This is a genomic window from Bradyrhizobium sp. TM102, from assembly GCF_009176685.1.
Lineage (GTDB): Bacteria > Pseudomonadota > Alphaproteobacteria > Rhizobiales > Xanthobacteraceae > Bradyrhizobium > Bradyrhizobium ottawaense.
In genome coordinates, this window is record NZ_AP021855.1 from 1,989,329 (window position 1) to 2,002,150 (window position 12,822).

Genomic DNA, 12,822 nt, shown 5'->3' on the forward strand with positions numbered 1-12,822 from the left:
CGAGGGATCACTTGGTGCGGATTACTTGGCAGGTTCGGTCAGCCACTGGCGGATGATGGCGACGGTTTCGTTGGGGTTACGCTCGGCGAGCTCGCCGACGCGATGAACGGACTGGGCGTGGACCTGGCCCTGGATGGTGGCAACGTCGATCGCGCTGGCGGCGCCGCTCGGCAGCAGCGCCTGGCCGGCCGGCGCGGTCTCTTCCGAGGCCGCCGGGCCGGCGAGAACGCCGGAGATGGCGGCGGCGACTTCGTCGGAGGCCAGGATGCGCTTGACCAGCGGGCGGATCACCAGGAACAGCACGATCAGGCCGAGCAGCATCATCACGCCGAGCTCGACGAAGTACATGACGTCGTCCTTGGTGAACTGGAGCATGCCGAGGAAGCCGCCGGGCTCGCCGATCGGGGCAGTGGAGGGCGCATCCGCAAAGCGCAGATTGACGACCTCGACCTGGTCGCCGCGCTTCTGGTCGAAGCCGATCGCCGAGCGCACCAGCGTGGCGATGCGGTCGAGCTGCTCCTTGGTGCGGTCCTGATAGGCCAGCTCGCCCTTGTCGTTCTTGGAGTAGATGCCGTCGACCAGCACCGCGACCGAGATGCGGTTGACCCGGCCGGCTTCGGTCACTTCGGTCTTGGTGGTGCGGGAGATCTCGTAATTGTTGGTCTCTTCGGACTTCTTGCTCTGGTCCTTGGCCGCGACGCCGTTGTTCTGCTGGTTGCCGGGCAGCTCGTTGTTGACGGTGACCTGGCCGTTGTTGTCGGCGGTCATGCTCTGCTCTTCGCGGGTCTGGCTCGAGCGCAGCACGCGGCCCTCGGGGTCGAACTTGTCCGAGGTCTGGGTGATCTTGTTGAAGTCGAAATCGGCGGAGAGCTGGACGCGGGCGCGGCCCGAGCCGACCACGGAGGAGACGATGTCCTCGACCTGCTTGCGCATCCGCTTCTCGAAGGAGATGCGGCGCTCGTCGCCGACCGCCTGCTCCGGATCGGTGGCGGCGCCGTCGGCGAGCAGCTGGCCGGCCTCGTCGACGATCGAGACCCGCTGCGGCTTCAATCCGTTGACGGCGGAGGCGACGAGGTGGCGGATGGCGCGGATCTGCTGGGCTTCCAGCGAGCCGCGGACGCGGACCACGATCGAGGCCGACGGCTCCGGCGCCTCGCGCGCAAACAGCGGGCGCTCGGGCAGCACCAGATGGACGCGGGCGGCCTGGATGCGGTCGATGGCGCGGATGGTGCGGGCGAGCTCACCTTCCAGCGCGCGGAGGTGATTGATGTTCTGGACGAAGGAGGTGGTGCCGAGCGCGTCCGACTTGTCGAACACCTCGTAGCCGACGCCGCCGCCCTTGGGCAGGCCGCCCTCGGCGAGCTTCATCCGCAGGCGCGTGACCTTGTCCTTGGGCACCATGATGATGCTGCCCTCGTTGCGGATCTCGAACTGGATGCCCTGGCGTTCCAGGTCCTTGATAATGCCGGAGGAATCCTCGACGCTGAGGTCGGTGAACAGCGTCGTCATCTGCGGCGTGGTGACGCGCATGATGACGAACGCGAAAAAGCCGATGAGCGCGGCGGTGACCGCGATCATCGCCCCGAACCGGGCGGCGCCGATACTCTTCAAAAAGTCCGCAAGACCTTGCAAGCAACCGCCCCAACAGATTCGGCCGCTTTCACAGGAAAGGCCGACTGGGCAATTATTGCCTAGGTGATGGTTTCGATATGGTTAACGAAGGTTAAGAGGTCGGACAAAAGTCGCGCAAAGGACCGATATGAAAAAAATCGGCCTCGCAGGGCGAGGCCGATTTTCGTCAAAAGCCGCAGATTTCCGGATCGCCTACTGGCGATATTGCTGGATGCGGGTGGTGCGAAGACCCGCCAGACCATGCTGGTCGATGGAAAACTGCCAGGAGAGGAATTCGTCGACCGTCAGGGTATAACGGCTACAGGCCTCCTCCAGCGAGAGAAGTCCACCACGGACGGCGGCGACGACTTCGGCCTTGCGGCGGATGACCCAGCGTTTGGTGCCGGGTGCAGGCAGATCCGCGATCGTCAACGGACTGCCGTCCGGCCCGATGACGTATTTTACCCTCGGGCGATGGGGTTCTGTCATGGCGTACTCACAAACTCTCAACCACTGAACTCACGCCCGTAACCCTACGCCCGGCGGCTTAAAAATCCGCTAAGCCTAAGGCTTCAATACAATTCTCGTTGAAAATGGCTGGAACGGCGCCGTGTCGGCCGGCGAAACGGTGGAATCCGGGCCGGTCGAGGGGGACTTCGTAAATACTTTACTAACGAATGGAGCCGGAGCGCGGTGTCGCGGAGGCCCTCAATGTCGTCCCTGCGAAAGCAGGGACCCATACCGCGTGATCTATCGATGAGACGCGGGCAGCAGTACCAAGAATGACGTCCTAACCCCTGGTCTTCGCCAAACTTCTCCCTGGGGCTATGGATCCCCGCCTTCGCGGGGATGACAGCGAGTATATAGCAGCGGCGCGCACCTTTAATTGCTGCTGGTGGCGATGATGCTCTTCACCTGGCTCAGTGTGTAGCTTGCGCCGTCGATGGTGAGCAGGGGCGGCGATTGGGTCAGGTCGACCGACGACACGACGCCCTGCACCTGGGCGGCGATGCCGACATTGTTGTTCGCCACGTCCTTGCCCGTTGCCGTGATCGTATACTTGCCGTCGGGCCATTGCGTGCCGTCATTGCCCATGCCGTTCCAGGTGAAGGGAATGTCGGTGCCGGCGGCGGCGGTGTATTTGCCGGTGAACACGGTCTGGCCGCTGGCATTGGCGACGGTGATGTCGACGGTGGAGTCGGTCGGCACGTTGAGATGCCAGGTGGCTGATGACTTGGTCATGGTCGCGGTCGAGCCGTCGACCAGGGCGGTCTTGCCGACGAAGCCCAGCGCCTGGGTCGCCTGCGTGGTCTGCTGCAGGGTGACGAGCTGCGACAGCGCATCGTTGGTCTTGAGCTGCTGCTCGACACCGGCGAACTGCACCAGCTGCTGCGTAAACTGGTTGGTGTCGAGCGGATCGAGCGGGTTCTGGTTCTGCAGCTGCGTGGTCAGCAGCGTCAGGAAGGTCTGGAAGTTGCCGGCGAGCGTCGATCCCGTGGTCGAGCTCAGCGAGTTCGACGAGGAGGATTTCGGGAGGTCGGTCGTGCCGGAGACGACAGCAGGAGCGGTAGCGCCAGTCGTGGTGGTCATGTCGGATACTCCTTACACTCTGATGTCGACGCCGCCGCTCGGCCCGTACATGCGGCCATAGCCGCGCCCGACGGGTGCGGCAGCAGCGGTGTCGTCCTCGCTGATGATCAGCCGGCGGGCATTGCCGCCATTGTCGTTGTTCTGGCCGGAGTTCTGGCCCGACGAATTCTGGTCGCGCAGGCTGAAGGACAGCCCGTTGCTGCCGGACTTGAGGCCGGCATCATCGAGCGCGCGCTGCAATTGCGGCGCGTCCTGGCGCAGCATCTGCAGCGTCTCCGGCTTCTCCACCGTGAGATGCGAGGTGACGTTGCCGTTGCGGTCGACATTGATGCGGACGTCGATGCGGCCGAGCTCGGCCGGGTCGAGGCTGATGTCGAAGCGGGACTTGCCGGAGCGGATGGCGGCCGCGATCTCCACCGGCACGCCGTTGATCGGCACCGCCGTCGCACTGGCCGCGGTCGCGGTCAGCGTCGCGGTCGAAGCGGACGCGGTCGAGGTCGTGTTGGTCAGCGGCGCCTGCATCGCGGAGGCGGCCTGCGCGCTGGTGTCGGCGGTGTTGAAAGCGGCCTGCGCATTGGCATGGGCGTGGGCGGCCGGTGCGGCCGGGATCGCGTCGGGCGTACGGTCCGCTGCGCCGGGCTTCGCCTCGGTCGCTGCGCCATCTGCCTGCGGCTTGGCGCTTTGCGGATGCGCTGCGGCGTCGGCGGTCGCGGCGCCCGGCGCTTGTGTCGGGGCGGCGTTCGCCTTGCCGGCGTCCTGGCCGATATTGGAGACGTCCGACTGTCCTTGTGCGGTGGCGACGGCGGCCTGGAACGAGGTCTTCGGCGTGCCCTGGTTGACGGGGATCAACCCGCCGCTCGCCTTGGCGTCGGTCGCGGCCGCGTCGGTTGCCCCGGTCGCGGCATCGGCCAGCGTCGCGGTGGTGTCGGCGTCGACCTTGGCGCCGGCGGTCTTGGCGCTCTTGTCGGCGGGCGTGGCGGTGTCGGTCTTGGTGCCCGCGATCTGCGCCGCGGTCGAAGCGCTGGCGGCGATGCCGGCGGCGGCGATCGTCAGCGGCGAGGCGGTGGCGGCCTGGTTTGCAGCCGCGTTGGGATCGGCCGGGACGACCGGCGCGGCAACCACGATCGCGTTCGGATCGGGCACGGCCTGCGCCGCGTCGGCCGGCGCGGTTGCTGCGGCATCGACCGCGGCGGTGAGCGTGTCGGTGCCCTCGGTCTGGTCGTCCTTGGTTTTCTCGGATGTGTCAGCCGATTTGGCGTCCGACGCCTCGGACTTGTCCTTGACCTTGTCCTTCGCCGTGCCGGCGTCCTTGGCCGCATCCGTGGTCGTGTCGTTCGACTTGTCGTTCGCCTTGTCGTTCCTGGCGGGCGCGGAGGTGTCGGTGTCGTCGCTCGCCCTGCTCTGCGAGGATTCATCCGTGGACGAGGTGTCGCGCGGCCCCTTGTCCGCGGAGGACGAATCGCTCCGCCGCGGCGCGCTATCCTGGGCCTGCGAGGCCGCATTGGTGTTGATCGCCTGGGTGTTGCTGTCGACCAGCGACCCGAAGGAGTCGTTCGCGGACGGCTCCCTGGCGCTCTGCGACCGCGCAGGCTTTTGCTGCGCGCTCGAAACTTGCACGCTGGCCACGACATCTGACGTACGACTGACCACAGGCAACCCCTTGGAAACATCTTCGGCATCAGGGGAGCAAGGAGCGGGCCAGTGCCCTTTCAGGTATATTTATGTAGCAAAATCAATCATTTATGGATTTTATCCCGTCACCGCAGGGCCCGCTGCGACCCCGCCATTTCTGCCTCCCCGGCAAGAATTGCCCTAAGCTGGCCGCCCCCGTGATTGCTTCACCGGAATGCCGCCTATATTAAAGAGGTTACTCTCAGCCGCTTTCGACCGGGCAGTCGTGCCTTGCGGGAACTAAAGTTCCCGGGGTTCGACGACGTCCCGCGAGAAGCATGAAATCGCGGATCGCCGCACGCCGTCACAACCCTTAAGGCCCATGCTCAACAGTCTGGATCTCGAAGGCCGTCCTGAGGACACCAGGGTCGTTGTCGCCATGTCGGGCGGCGTCGATTCCTCGACGACGGCTGCGCTTCTGAAGGCGGAAGGCTACGACGTCGTCGGCATCACGCTGCAGCTTTACGACCATGGCGCGGCGACCCATCGCAAGGGTGCCTGCTGCGCCGGCCAGGATATCCACGACGCCCGCGACGTCGCGGCAAAACTCGGCATTCCCCATTACGTGCTCGACTACGAGGATCGCTTCCGCGAATCCGTCATCGACAATTTCGCCGACAGCTACGCGCTCGGCGAGACGCCGGTGCCGTGCATCGAGTGCAACCGCAGCGTCAAATTCCGCGACCTCCTGAAGACCGCGCGCGAGCTCGGCGCACAGGCGCTCGCCACCGGCCATTACGTCGCCTCGCGCCGCCGCGAAGACGGCTCGCGCGCGCTGGTCTGCGCGGCCGACGCCGACCGCGACCAGAGCTATTTCCTGTTTGCGACGACGCAAGAACAGCTCGACTTCCTGCGCTTCCCGCTCGGCGACATGACCAAGCCCGAGACGCGCGAGCTCGCGCGCCGCTTTGGCCTGTCCGTCGCCGACAAGCACGACAGCCAGGACATCTGCTTCGTGCCGACGGGCCGCTATACCGACATCATCACGCGCCTGCGTCCGAATGCGATGGACCCCGGCGACATCGTGGATCTCGACGGACGCGTGCTCGGCCGGCACAACGGCATCGCCAATTTCACCGTCGGTCAGCGCCGCGGCCTCGGCATCGCCGCTCACGCGCCGCTGTTCGTGGTGCGGCTGGAGGCTGCCACCCGCCGCGTCGTCGTCGGCCCGCGCGATGCGCTGAAGATGCACCGCATCGCCTTGCGCGACGTCAACTGGATCGGCGGCGGCGACATCGACCGCGCCATCGGCGCCGGCCTCGAATTGTTCGTGCGCGTGCGCTCGACCCGCGCGCCGCAGCCCGCATGGCTGCGCGGCAGCGATGGTCATTACGAAGTCGAGCTCGTCGGCGGCGAGGAGGGCGTCTCGCCCGGCCAGGCCTGCGTGTTCTACGACGCGCCCAGTGGGCAGGCCCGCGTGCTTGGCGGCGGCTTCATTCAAAGCGCCGCCGCGAAAGTCGCGACAGGCACGGCGAGGCCGCTTGTCGAAGCGGTGCGCGGTTAAGAGAATTCAGGGCAGGGGGCATGGCAGCAGACATCTCGCGGGCCGGGGTCGAGAAGGCCTATGGCCGCTGGGCGCCGGTCTATGATCTCGTGTTCGGCAAGGTGTTCGACGCCGGACGGCAGTCGACCATCGCGGAGGCCGACCGCATCGGCGGCCGCATCCTCGACGTCGGCGTCGGTACCGGCCTGTCGCTGTCGGACTATTCGCGCACCACGAAAATCTGCGGCGTCGACATCTCCGAGCCGATGCTGCGCAAGGCGCAGGCGCGGGTGCGTGCGCTTCGCCTCTCCAATGTCGAAGTGCTCTCGGTGATGGATGCGAAAAACCTCGCCTTCCCCGAAAACTTCTTCGACGCGGTGGTGGCGCAATATGTCATCACCGCCGTGCCCGATCCCGAAGGCACGCTCGACGAGTTCGTGCGCGTGCTCAAGCCCGGCGGCGAGCTGATCCTCGTCAACCACATCGGCGCCGAGACCGGCCCGCGCAAACTGTTCGAGCTCGCCTTCGCGCCCGTCGCCCGCCGCCTCGGCTGGCGCCCGGAATTCCCGTGGGCCCGCCTCGAGGGCTGGGCCGCGAGGCACGGCGGCATCACCTTGGCCGAACGGAGGCCGATGCCGCCGATGGGGCACTTTTCGCTGATCCGCTACCACAAATCGTGATCGTGCCGAGGGAACACGCGCCGTGATCGGCGCGTTTTGCTCCCATGCGCACGACATCAAACATCATCCTGGCCAGCCTCCTGATCGTCGCCTCCGGCAGCGCGATCGCGCAGGCTCCGCCGCTACCTGCGACGCCGCCGCAAGCGACCGCGCCGCCATCCCCGCAACATGCGGCCAATTGCACCCCGCAGGACCGCCCTAACCGCCAGGCCGATGGCACCACCACCGGCCAGTCCCGGGAACCGCTCGGCGACAAGCTGGCAAAGTCCGACGGCGTGCTCTGCCCGCCCGCGGGCGTCGACCCCGAGATGCACGCCCCGGCCCCCGACACCGGCGGCAACACCCCGGTGATCCCGCCCCCCGGCAGCCCCGGCGGCGACCCGAACGTGCGGCCGAAATAAGCGATTTCCCGCCTCTCGCGCCCTTCGCCTCTCCCCGCCTGCGGGGAGAGGCCGGAGCGCGTCGCAGATGCGATCCGGGTGAGGGGGATTCTCCACGAGTCCGGTCTTCGAACGGGCAAATCCGGCGCCCAAATCGGCCGTTTCTCGCCGTCTTGTCCCGCCGAAGCCTTGGCCAAGAAAGTCTTGGCGAAGAAAGCCTTGGCGAAGGCGGAAGCTTTTAGCGAAGGCGGATTGACTTCCCGCCGCCCCCTTCTTTATATGCCGCGCGTTCGCGAGATCGGCCGTAGCCGCCGTTCGCGGGCCCTGTGGCGGGGTAGCTCAGCTGGTTAGAGCACGGGAATCATAATCCTGGGGTCGGGGGTTCGAGTCCCTCTCCCGCTACCAATATCCCCGAGCTTCGCATGTCCATCCTCCAAGAGGCGTTGCACGACCTGCTGCGTGTCCTGGCCTTTGCGACCTGGGGATGTGCGGTCGTAATCTTGGCGATGGCGATACGCCTGGCCTTCTTGAGAGCCGGAGCGTCGCCCGAGTGGCGCGGCCTGCTAACGCTCAGGCGTCCGTTGGCGAGCGAGCTCTCGCGGGAATTCCACGCGGCCAATGGTCAGCTCATGCGTCTCATGCTTGCATTCGCCGCGATGCTAGGCATCGGCGCCCTGCTGTTCTGGCTGGATACCCTGCTTCTTCCTGTCTCAAGTAATTTGATGAGCGTGCTATCGCCCGGCGCGCGCGATTAGGAACTCCCGCGCACGATGGAAGCTTGAATCCGCGGGTCAGCCTCGCCGCCGATCGCTGGCCTGCACGGCCCGCCTCCAAGCCCCCCATACCCCCCAGGGTGGGCCGTGCTTCACCAGAGGAGACGAGAATTGTCCGACCCGACCGAGCAAGAGATCAGAGAACGCGCGCACCGCCTGTGGGAGCAGGCCGGCAAGCCCGAAGGCCGCGAAGAAGAATTTTGGAACGCGGCCGAGCAGGAGCTGCGCAACGAGGAAAAGTCGAACACGCTGCGGACGCCGGATACGCTGTGACCGACAAGACCTGCCCATTCTGCCAGGGTCTGGGATGGGTCTGCGAAAACCATCCGCTCCGGGCGTGGAGCGAGAAACTCGGCGGCTGCCGCTGCGGTGAGGGCATGCCCTGCACCTGCAACACGACTGAGGATCCGGAAATCAGAGTGGTGATCGTCGAAGCCGACACGACGTGGCACTAAAGCATGACCCGGAAAAGTGCGCAGCGGTTTTCCGAAAAGATCATGCTTAAACAACAACCTGAAGCGCGATGGCGATTCATCCTAATCGCATCGCGCTTTAGCGGCGTCGACTCGATGTGATGGTGCGTAGGATGGGTGAGCCCTTGCGAATCCCGTCATGCGTCGACGTCGTCCAGACGCCGATGGGTTTCGCTTCGCTCACCCCATCCTACGCTCTTCCATCCCGCGCGCTTTTGCCGAGGGAACAGACCATCCCCGAAAGGAATTCAATCTCCGAACAGCACGGGCTCTGGCAACATTTCCCACGGCAGTGTCGGCGGTGGACGAGCAGAAAAAGATAGAGCACCAGATCGAACTCGCCACGCGAGCGGCCGCGCTCGTCAAGGACGAAACCACCGGCCAGCGCTTCCGCAGCTTTGCCGAAGAGCTGAAGCGAAAGCTCCGCCGCATGATGGGGCGCGGCCAGGTGCGCGCGCGCGCCTACGAGCTCTGGGAGCAGGCGGGACGGCCGAGCGATCGCGAGCTGGAGTTCTGGCTCGAAGCGGAGCGGCAGGTGGAGGAAGAGCGCGAGGAGCGGAAGGGGGCGGGTGGTTCGTAGGCGGAAGCTCCACCTCGATTGAGGGAGATCACATTCGGACATCGTCATGCCCGGGCTTGTCCCGGGCATCCACGTTCTCAGTGCTGCACAGCAACAAAGAAAAAAGCCGCCGGGCTCTTCACCCGGACGGCCTCGAAAAGTCCCTAGCTGTCGATCGCCTCCGCAGCCTCACGCGTACCGCCGTTACCTTGTTTGCGGCCATGCTGGGTCATTGTAGGGGAGGGGGAGTGATTCTGCTGTGATCTGAAGCACACAGTGGAAAAGAGGATGGGGAGGGGAAGGTCCCGTGCCGCATGAGAGCTCGGTAGTAGGATGGGTTGAGCTCTTGCGAAACCCATCATGCCTCGGCGTTGGGAACATCTTGATGGGTTTTGGTCTCGGGCCGCGGGAGCTAGGCTTGTGTTCCATGGAGACTGAGGGCTTGTTTAGCAATCGCGACGATTGACTTGTCTGCCCATAACTCACCCTGTGTCGCCCTCCGTCAACCCCTCCTCACAAAAATATTCCACTTTACCGAAATTCGGTTTCGGCGTATTTCTCGCCCATCCCGGCTCACCCAAGAGGGGCGACTATGTGTCGTCACTGTCGCGAGCCGGGCTTGCGGTGGACGCGGCAGCGTCGGCACGAGAGGTGCGGACAGGGCGGGTAGTCCCTGTGAGTCCGCAACCGCGTGCGACGAGCGGCGCTGTCAGGTTCGTCTCGCCGGCAGGTCGACGGCAACGTGCACAACGTCGTCGAACCCTGCGGCGAAATGGCGGGCCGTGCGTACGGCAAAACCGTGTGGTCCTGGCCGTCGTTGCTACGGTCAAGCATCTGCGGAGATGCGCGCGAGCCCAACCGGGCAGACGGCATCGTCAATTCGCGGGGCGAGGGAGGCCAGAAGGAAAGGTCGGCTCCCGGGAGATCACGGCATAAGCCGTCCGACCATCGCGCAGGGAAGGCCGAGTGATCGGCGACACCTGTATGCTGCTGTGCGGTCTCCTTTGCGCACTATTCGCGCAGCAGACCGCGGGTGCACGCTGGCACCCGGCCTTCCCTGCGCCCTCTTGGCTTTATGAGGGTGGAGCGACGAAGCAAAGCTCGGGCGGATTGAGCCGCGAGAATGCGAAGGCGTGTCTGCGAGCTGAGCTGCGTGCCACAAACTCGATCTCGTAGGGTGGGCAAAGCGCAGCGTGCCCACGCCTTGTTGCTCATGGAGGGAGATCGTGGGCACGGCGCTGTGCGCCTTTGCCCACCCTACGCACTGCACGTTGGGATGTGGACTAGAGCTTTGCAACGACGGTGGAGAGAGCGGGCGTCATAACTCCGCTCTCGTGCCCCGGACGCAGCGCAGCGCTCTTGCGGTGCGCTGCAGAGCCGGGGCCCATGTCGCTGCGCCCTACCGTGCCGCCCCTTGGTCCCGGCTCTGCGCGGCAGCGCGCTATGCGCGTTGCCGCTTGTCCGGGACACGAGAGCCTTGCGCCGTGCCTCCCTCAAACCCGATACCACGCCGCCAGATTCCACGTGATGGTGTCCCAGCCGGAGATGTCGATCATGAGGTTGTTGGCGCCGGCGTTGACGATGGGGCGTGAGAGCAGCGGCAGGAACACGTGGGCTTCGCAGAAGATCTCGTCGACCTTCATCAGCAGCGCGGCGCGCTTGACCGGGTCGAGCTCGTTCTGCGCGGCCTTGTAGGCCTTGTCGGCTTCGGGATCGGAATAGCGCGAGTTGTTGCGGCCGAGCCATTTGTTGTCCTTGGTGGCGATCTCCCAGGACACGCACTGGTTCAGCAGGCGCTCCGGGTCGGGCTGCGGCTGCGTGGTGTTGTACATCTCCATGTCGGCATAGAATTTGGAGTAGGTGTCGGGATTGCCGACGTCGGAGGAGAAGAACACCGATGCGGTGACCGACTTGAGCTCGATGTCGATGCCGGCCTTCTGGCAGGCCTGCTTGATGATGGCCTGCGTCTTCTGGCGCGGCGCGTTGATCGAGGTCTGGAAGACGTATTTGAGCTTCTTGCCGTCCTTCTCGCGGATGCCGTCCGCGCCCTTCTTCCAGCCTGCGTCGTCGAGGATCTTGTTCGCCTTGTCGACGTCGAACTCGTATTTGAGCTTGGGCGATTTGAACTGCTTGGGCGCGTTGACGAAGCTCGCGGTGGCGATGCCGCCGCGGCCGTAGATGAATTTCTGGATCGAGTCGCGGTCGATCAGGAGGTTGATCGCCCGGCGCACCGCGGGATCGGACAGCGTCGGGTGCTTGGACTTGACGCTGGAGCGCTCGCCGTCGATCTCGGTCCACGGGTCCGTCGTGTTGAGGATGATGAACTCGACGTTGCCGGACGGCGTGATGTCGAGCTTGCCCTTGCCGCCCGCCTCCATGCGCTTGAGCACCTCCTCCTCCACCTGCATGTTCCAGGCAAAGTCGTACTCGCCGGTCTGCAGCACGGTGCGCGCCGCGGACACCGCATCGCCGCCGCCCTTGATCTCGAGCGTGTCGAAATGCGGCTGGTTCTTGATGTGATAGTCGGGATTGCGTTCGGCGCGGATCAAATCGCCCGGCTTGAACTCGACGAATTTGTACGGGCCGGTGCCGACCGGTTTCAGATTGGCCGGTGCCTCGCGCGACTTGGCGCCGGCATAGTCGCCGAAATGATGCTTTGGCAGGATCAAGCCGACCGAGCCGACGAAGGGATCGGCCCAGAACGGCGTCGGCGCCCTGAAGATCACCTTGACGGTGTGGTCGTCGATCTTCTCGACCTTGATGTCCTTGTAGGATCCCGTGGTGTAGGCCGCAGTGGCGAGATCGGCGGCGTATTGCCAGGTGAAGATGACGTCGTCGGCGGTGAAGGGCTGGCCGTCATGCCATTTGACGCCCTGCTTCAGCTTCCAGACCACGCTCATGCCGTCGGCCGCAAGGCTGCCGTTCGCCTTGGTCGGAACCTCGGCCGCAAGGCACGGGATGAGGTTGCCCTCCTTGTCCCAGCCGGCGAGCGGCTCGAAGAACACGCGCGAGGCCATCTGGTCCTTGGTGCCGAGCGCGAAATGCGGATTGAGCAGGGTCGGCGCCTGCCAGAACAGCAGCTTGAGCGGGCCGCCGCCGCCGGCCTTGGTCGGCTTGTAAGGCAACGTGGCATCCGCCATCGCCACGTTGTGCCAGAGCAGGATCTGGCTCGCGATGGGCGCTGCGATTCCGACCGCGGCCACCTTCTGGATGAACGAGCGTCGGGACAGCGTGCCTTGCTTCACCTCCGCGACCAGACCCCGGATTTCGTTCTCGTTCATCAGATGACCCTCCACCGCGAAGACAAATCGTCGCCGGCGGCCATCATGTTGCATCATGCACGAGGCGGCAATGCCGGCGTGACTGCCGGGCCATGCGACGAAATGACGATGGGGAGAGCCCTTGCGGGCCACGACCCGGACCGCCGACCGAGCGCGGCGAGGGTGGTCCTGGCAAAACTCCGGGCGAATTGTGCCGGCAATCTCGCTCTCTTGGCCCTGCCGTGCCGTGATGCGTCTCACGCTTGCGCAGGCGCGTTCGTTCCCCACATCGGATCGAACGGAGAAGCGTCGTCCGCGCCAGGCGGCAAATATGGTTTTCCA

General features: G+C 65.2%; 12 protein-coding genes and 1 tRNA gene. 8 read left to right on the plus strand and 5 right to left on the minus strand.

Annotated features, from left to right (window positions below):
- Positions 1-21: 21 nt before the first annotated feature.
- From fliF to GDN70_RS09380, 4 genes are all read right to left on the minus strand, one after another.
- Positions 22-1,632, minus strand: coding sequence for a flagellar basal-body MS-ring/collar protein FliF (fliF, locus tag GDN70_RS09365; protein WP_028140209.1), 1,611 nt, complete (start codon positions 1,630-1,632; stop codon positions 22-24).
- A 192-nt stretch (positions 1,633-1,824) separates the two neighbouring features.
- A complete protein-coding gene (locus GDN70_RS09370) occupies positions 1,825-2,100 on the minus strand; it encodes a DUF1153 domain-containing protein (protein WP_002714638.1) in 276 nt (91 codons plus the stop codon).
- Between the two features lie 393 nt (positions 2,101-2,493).
- Positions 2,494-3,201: a flagellar hook assembly protein FlgD gene (locus GDN70_RS09375; protein WP_028140208.1), complete on the minus strand. Its 708-nt coding sequence runs from the start codon at positions 3,199-3,201 to the stop codon at positions 2,494-2,496.
- 12 nt (positions 3,202-3,213) lie between these two features.
- On the minus strand, positions 3,214-4,851 hold the full coding sequence (locus GDN70_RS09380; protein WP_152102423.1) for a flagellar hook-length control protein FliK: 1,638 nt from the start codon (positions 4,849-4,851) through the stop codon (positions 3,214-3,216).
- A gap of 343 nt (positions 4,852-5,194) precedes the next feature.
- Here GDN70_RS09380 and mnmA point away from each other — a divergent pair, with 343 nt between their 5' ends.
- The 8 genes from mnmA to GDN70_RS09420 all read left to right on the plus strand — a co-directional run bounded on the left by mnmA (position 5,195) and on the right by GDN70_RS09420 (position 9,241).
- Positions 5,195-6,376: a tRNA 2-thiouridine(34) synthase MnmA gene (gene mnmA / locus GDN70_RS09385; RefSeq protein ID WP_028140206.1), complete on the plus strand. Its 1,182-nt coding sequence runs from the start codon at positions 5,195-5,197 to the stop codon at positions 6,374-6,376.
- 20 nt (positions 6,377-6,396) lie between these two features.
- Complete coding sequence (locus GDN70_RS09390) at positions 6,397-7,035, plus strand: class I SAM-dependent methyltransferase (RefSeq protein ID WP_028140205.1); 639 nt, start codon at positions 6,397-6,399, stop codon at positions 7,033-7,035.
- A gap of 44 nt (positions 7,036-7,079) precedes the next feature.
- Entirely contained in the window at positions 7,080-7,436 is a 357-nt protein-coding gene (locus GDN70_RS09395) for a hypothetical protein (protein WP_152102424.1), read from the plus strand.
- A gap of 307 nt (positions 7,437-7,743) precedes the next feature.
- Positions 7,744-7,820 (plus strand) — tRNA-Met (locus GDN70_RS09400).
- Between the two features lie 17 nt (positions 7,821-7,837).
- A complete protein-coding gene (locus GDN70_RS09405) occupies positions 7,838-8,170 on the plus strand; it encodes a hypothetical protein (RefSeq protein ID WP_152102425.1) in 333 nt (110 codons plus the stop codon).
- Positions 8,171-8,299: 129 nt separating this feature from the next.
- Positions 8,300-8,461, plus strand: coding sequence for a DUF2934 domain-containing protein (locus tag GDN70_RS09410; RefSeq protein WP_018318410.1), 162 nt, complete (start codon positions 8,300-8,302; stop codon positions 8,459-8,461).
- A complete protein-coding gene (locus tag GDN70_RS09415) occupies positions 8,458-8,643 on the plus strand; it encodes a hypothetical protein (RefSeq protein ID WP_038948493.1) in 186 nt (61 codons plus the stop codon). Before GDN70_RS09410 ends, GDN70_RS09415 begins: the two co-directional genes overlap by 4 nt.
- 319 nt (positions 8,644-8,962) lie before the next feature.
- Entirely contained in the window at positions 8,963-9,241 is a 279-nt protein-coding gene (locus tag GDN70_RS09420) for a DUF2934 domain-containing protein (RefSeq protein WP_152102426.1), read from the plus strand.
- A 1,472-nt stretch (positions 9,242-10,713) separates the two neighbouring features.
- On the opposite strand, the gene GDN70_RS09430 is transcribed toward GDN70_RS09420, so the two are convergent.
- Complete coding sequence (locus GDN70_RS09430) at positions 10,714-12,501, minus strand: peptide ABC transporter substrate-binding protein (RefSeq protein ID WP_152102427.1); 1,788 nt, start codon at positions 12,499-12,501, stop codon at positions 10,714-10,716.
- Positions 12,502-12,822: the final 321 nt, after the last annotated feature.

Coding starts and splice junctions, on each gene's coding strand:
- mnmA (WP_028140206.1), top strand. CDS start 5,195: ATGCTCAACAGTCTGGATCTCGAAGGCCGTCCTGAGGACACCAGGGTC.
- GDN70_RS09390 (WP_028140205.1), top strand. CDS start 6,397: ATGGCAGCAGACATCTCGCGGGCCGGGGTCGAGAAGGCCTATGGCCGC.
- GDN70_RS09375 (WP_028140208.1), bottom strand. CDS start 3,201: ATGACCACCACGACTGGCGCTACCGCTCCTGCTGTCGTCTCCGGCACG.
- GDN70_RS09395 (WP_152102424.1), top strand. CDS start 7,080: ATGCGCACGACATCAAACATCATCCTGGCCAGCCTCCTGATCGTCGCC.
- GDN70_RS09405 (WP_152102425.1), top strand. CDS start 7,838: ATGTCCATCCTCCAAGAGGCGTTGCACGACCTGCTGCGTGTCCTGGCC.
- GDN70_RS09430 (WP_152102427.1), bottom strand. CDS start 12,501: ATGAACGAGAACGAAATCCGGGGTCTGGTCGCGGAGGTGAAGCAAGGC.
- GDN70_RS09370 (WP_002714638.1), bottom strand. CDS start 2,100: ATGACAGAACCCCATCGCCCGAGGGTAAAATACGTCATCGGGCCGGAC.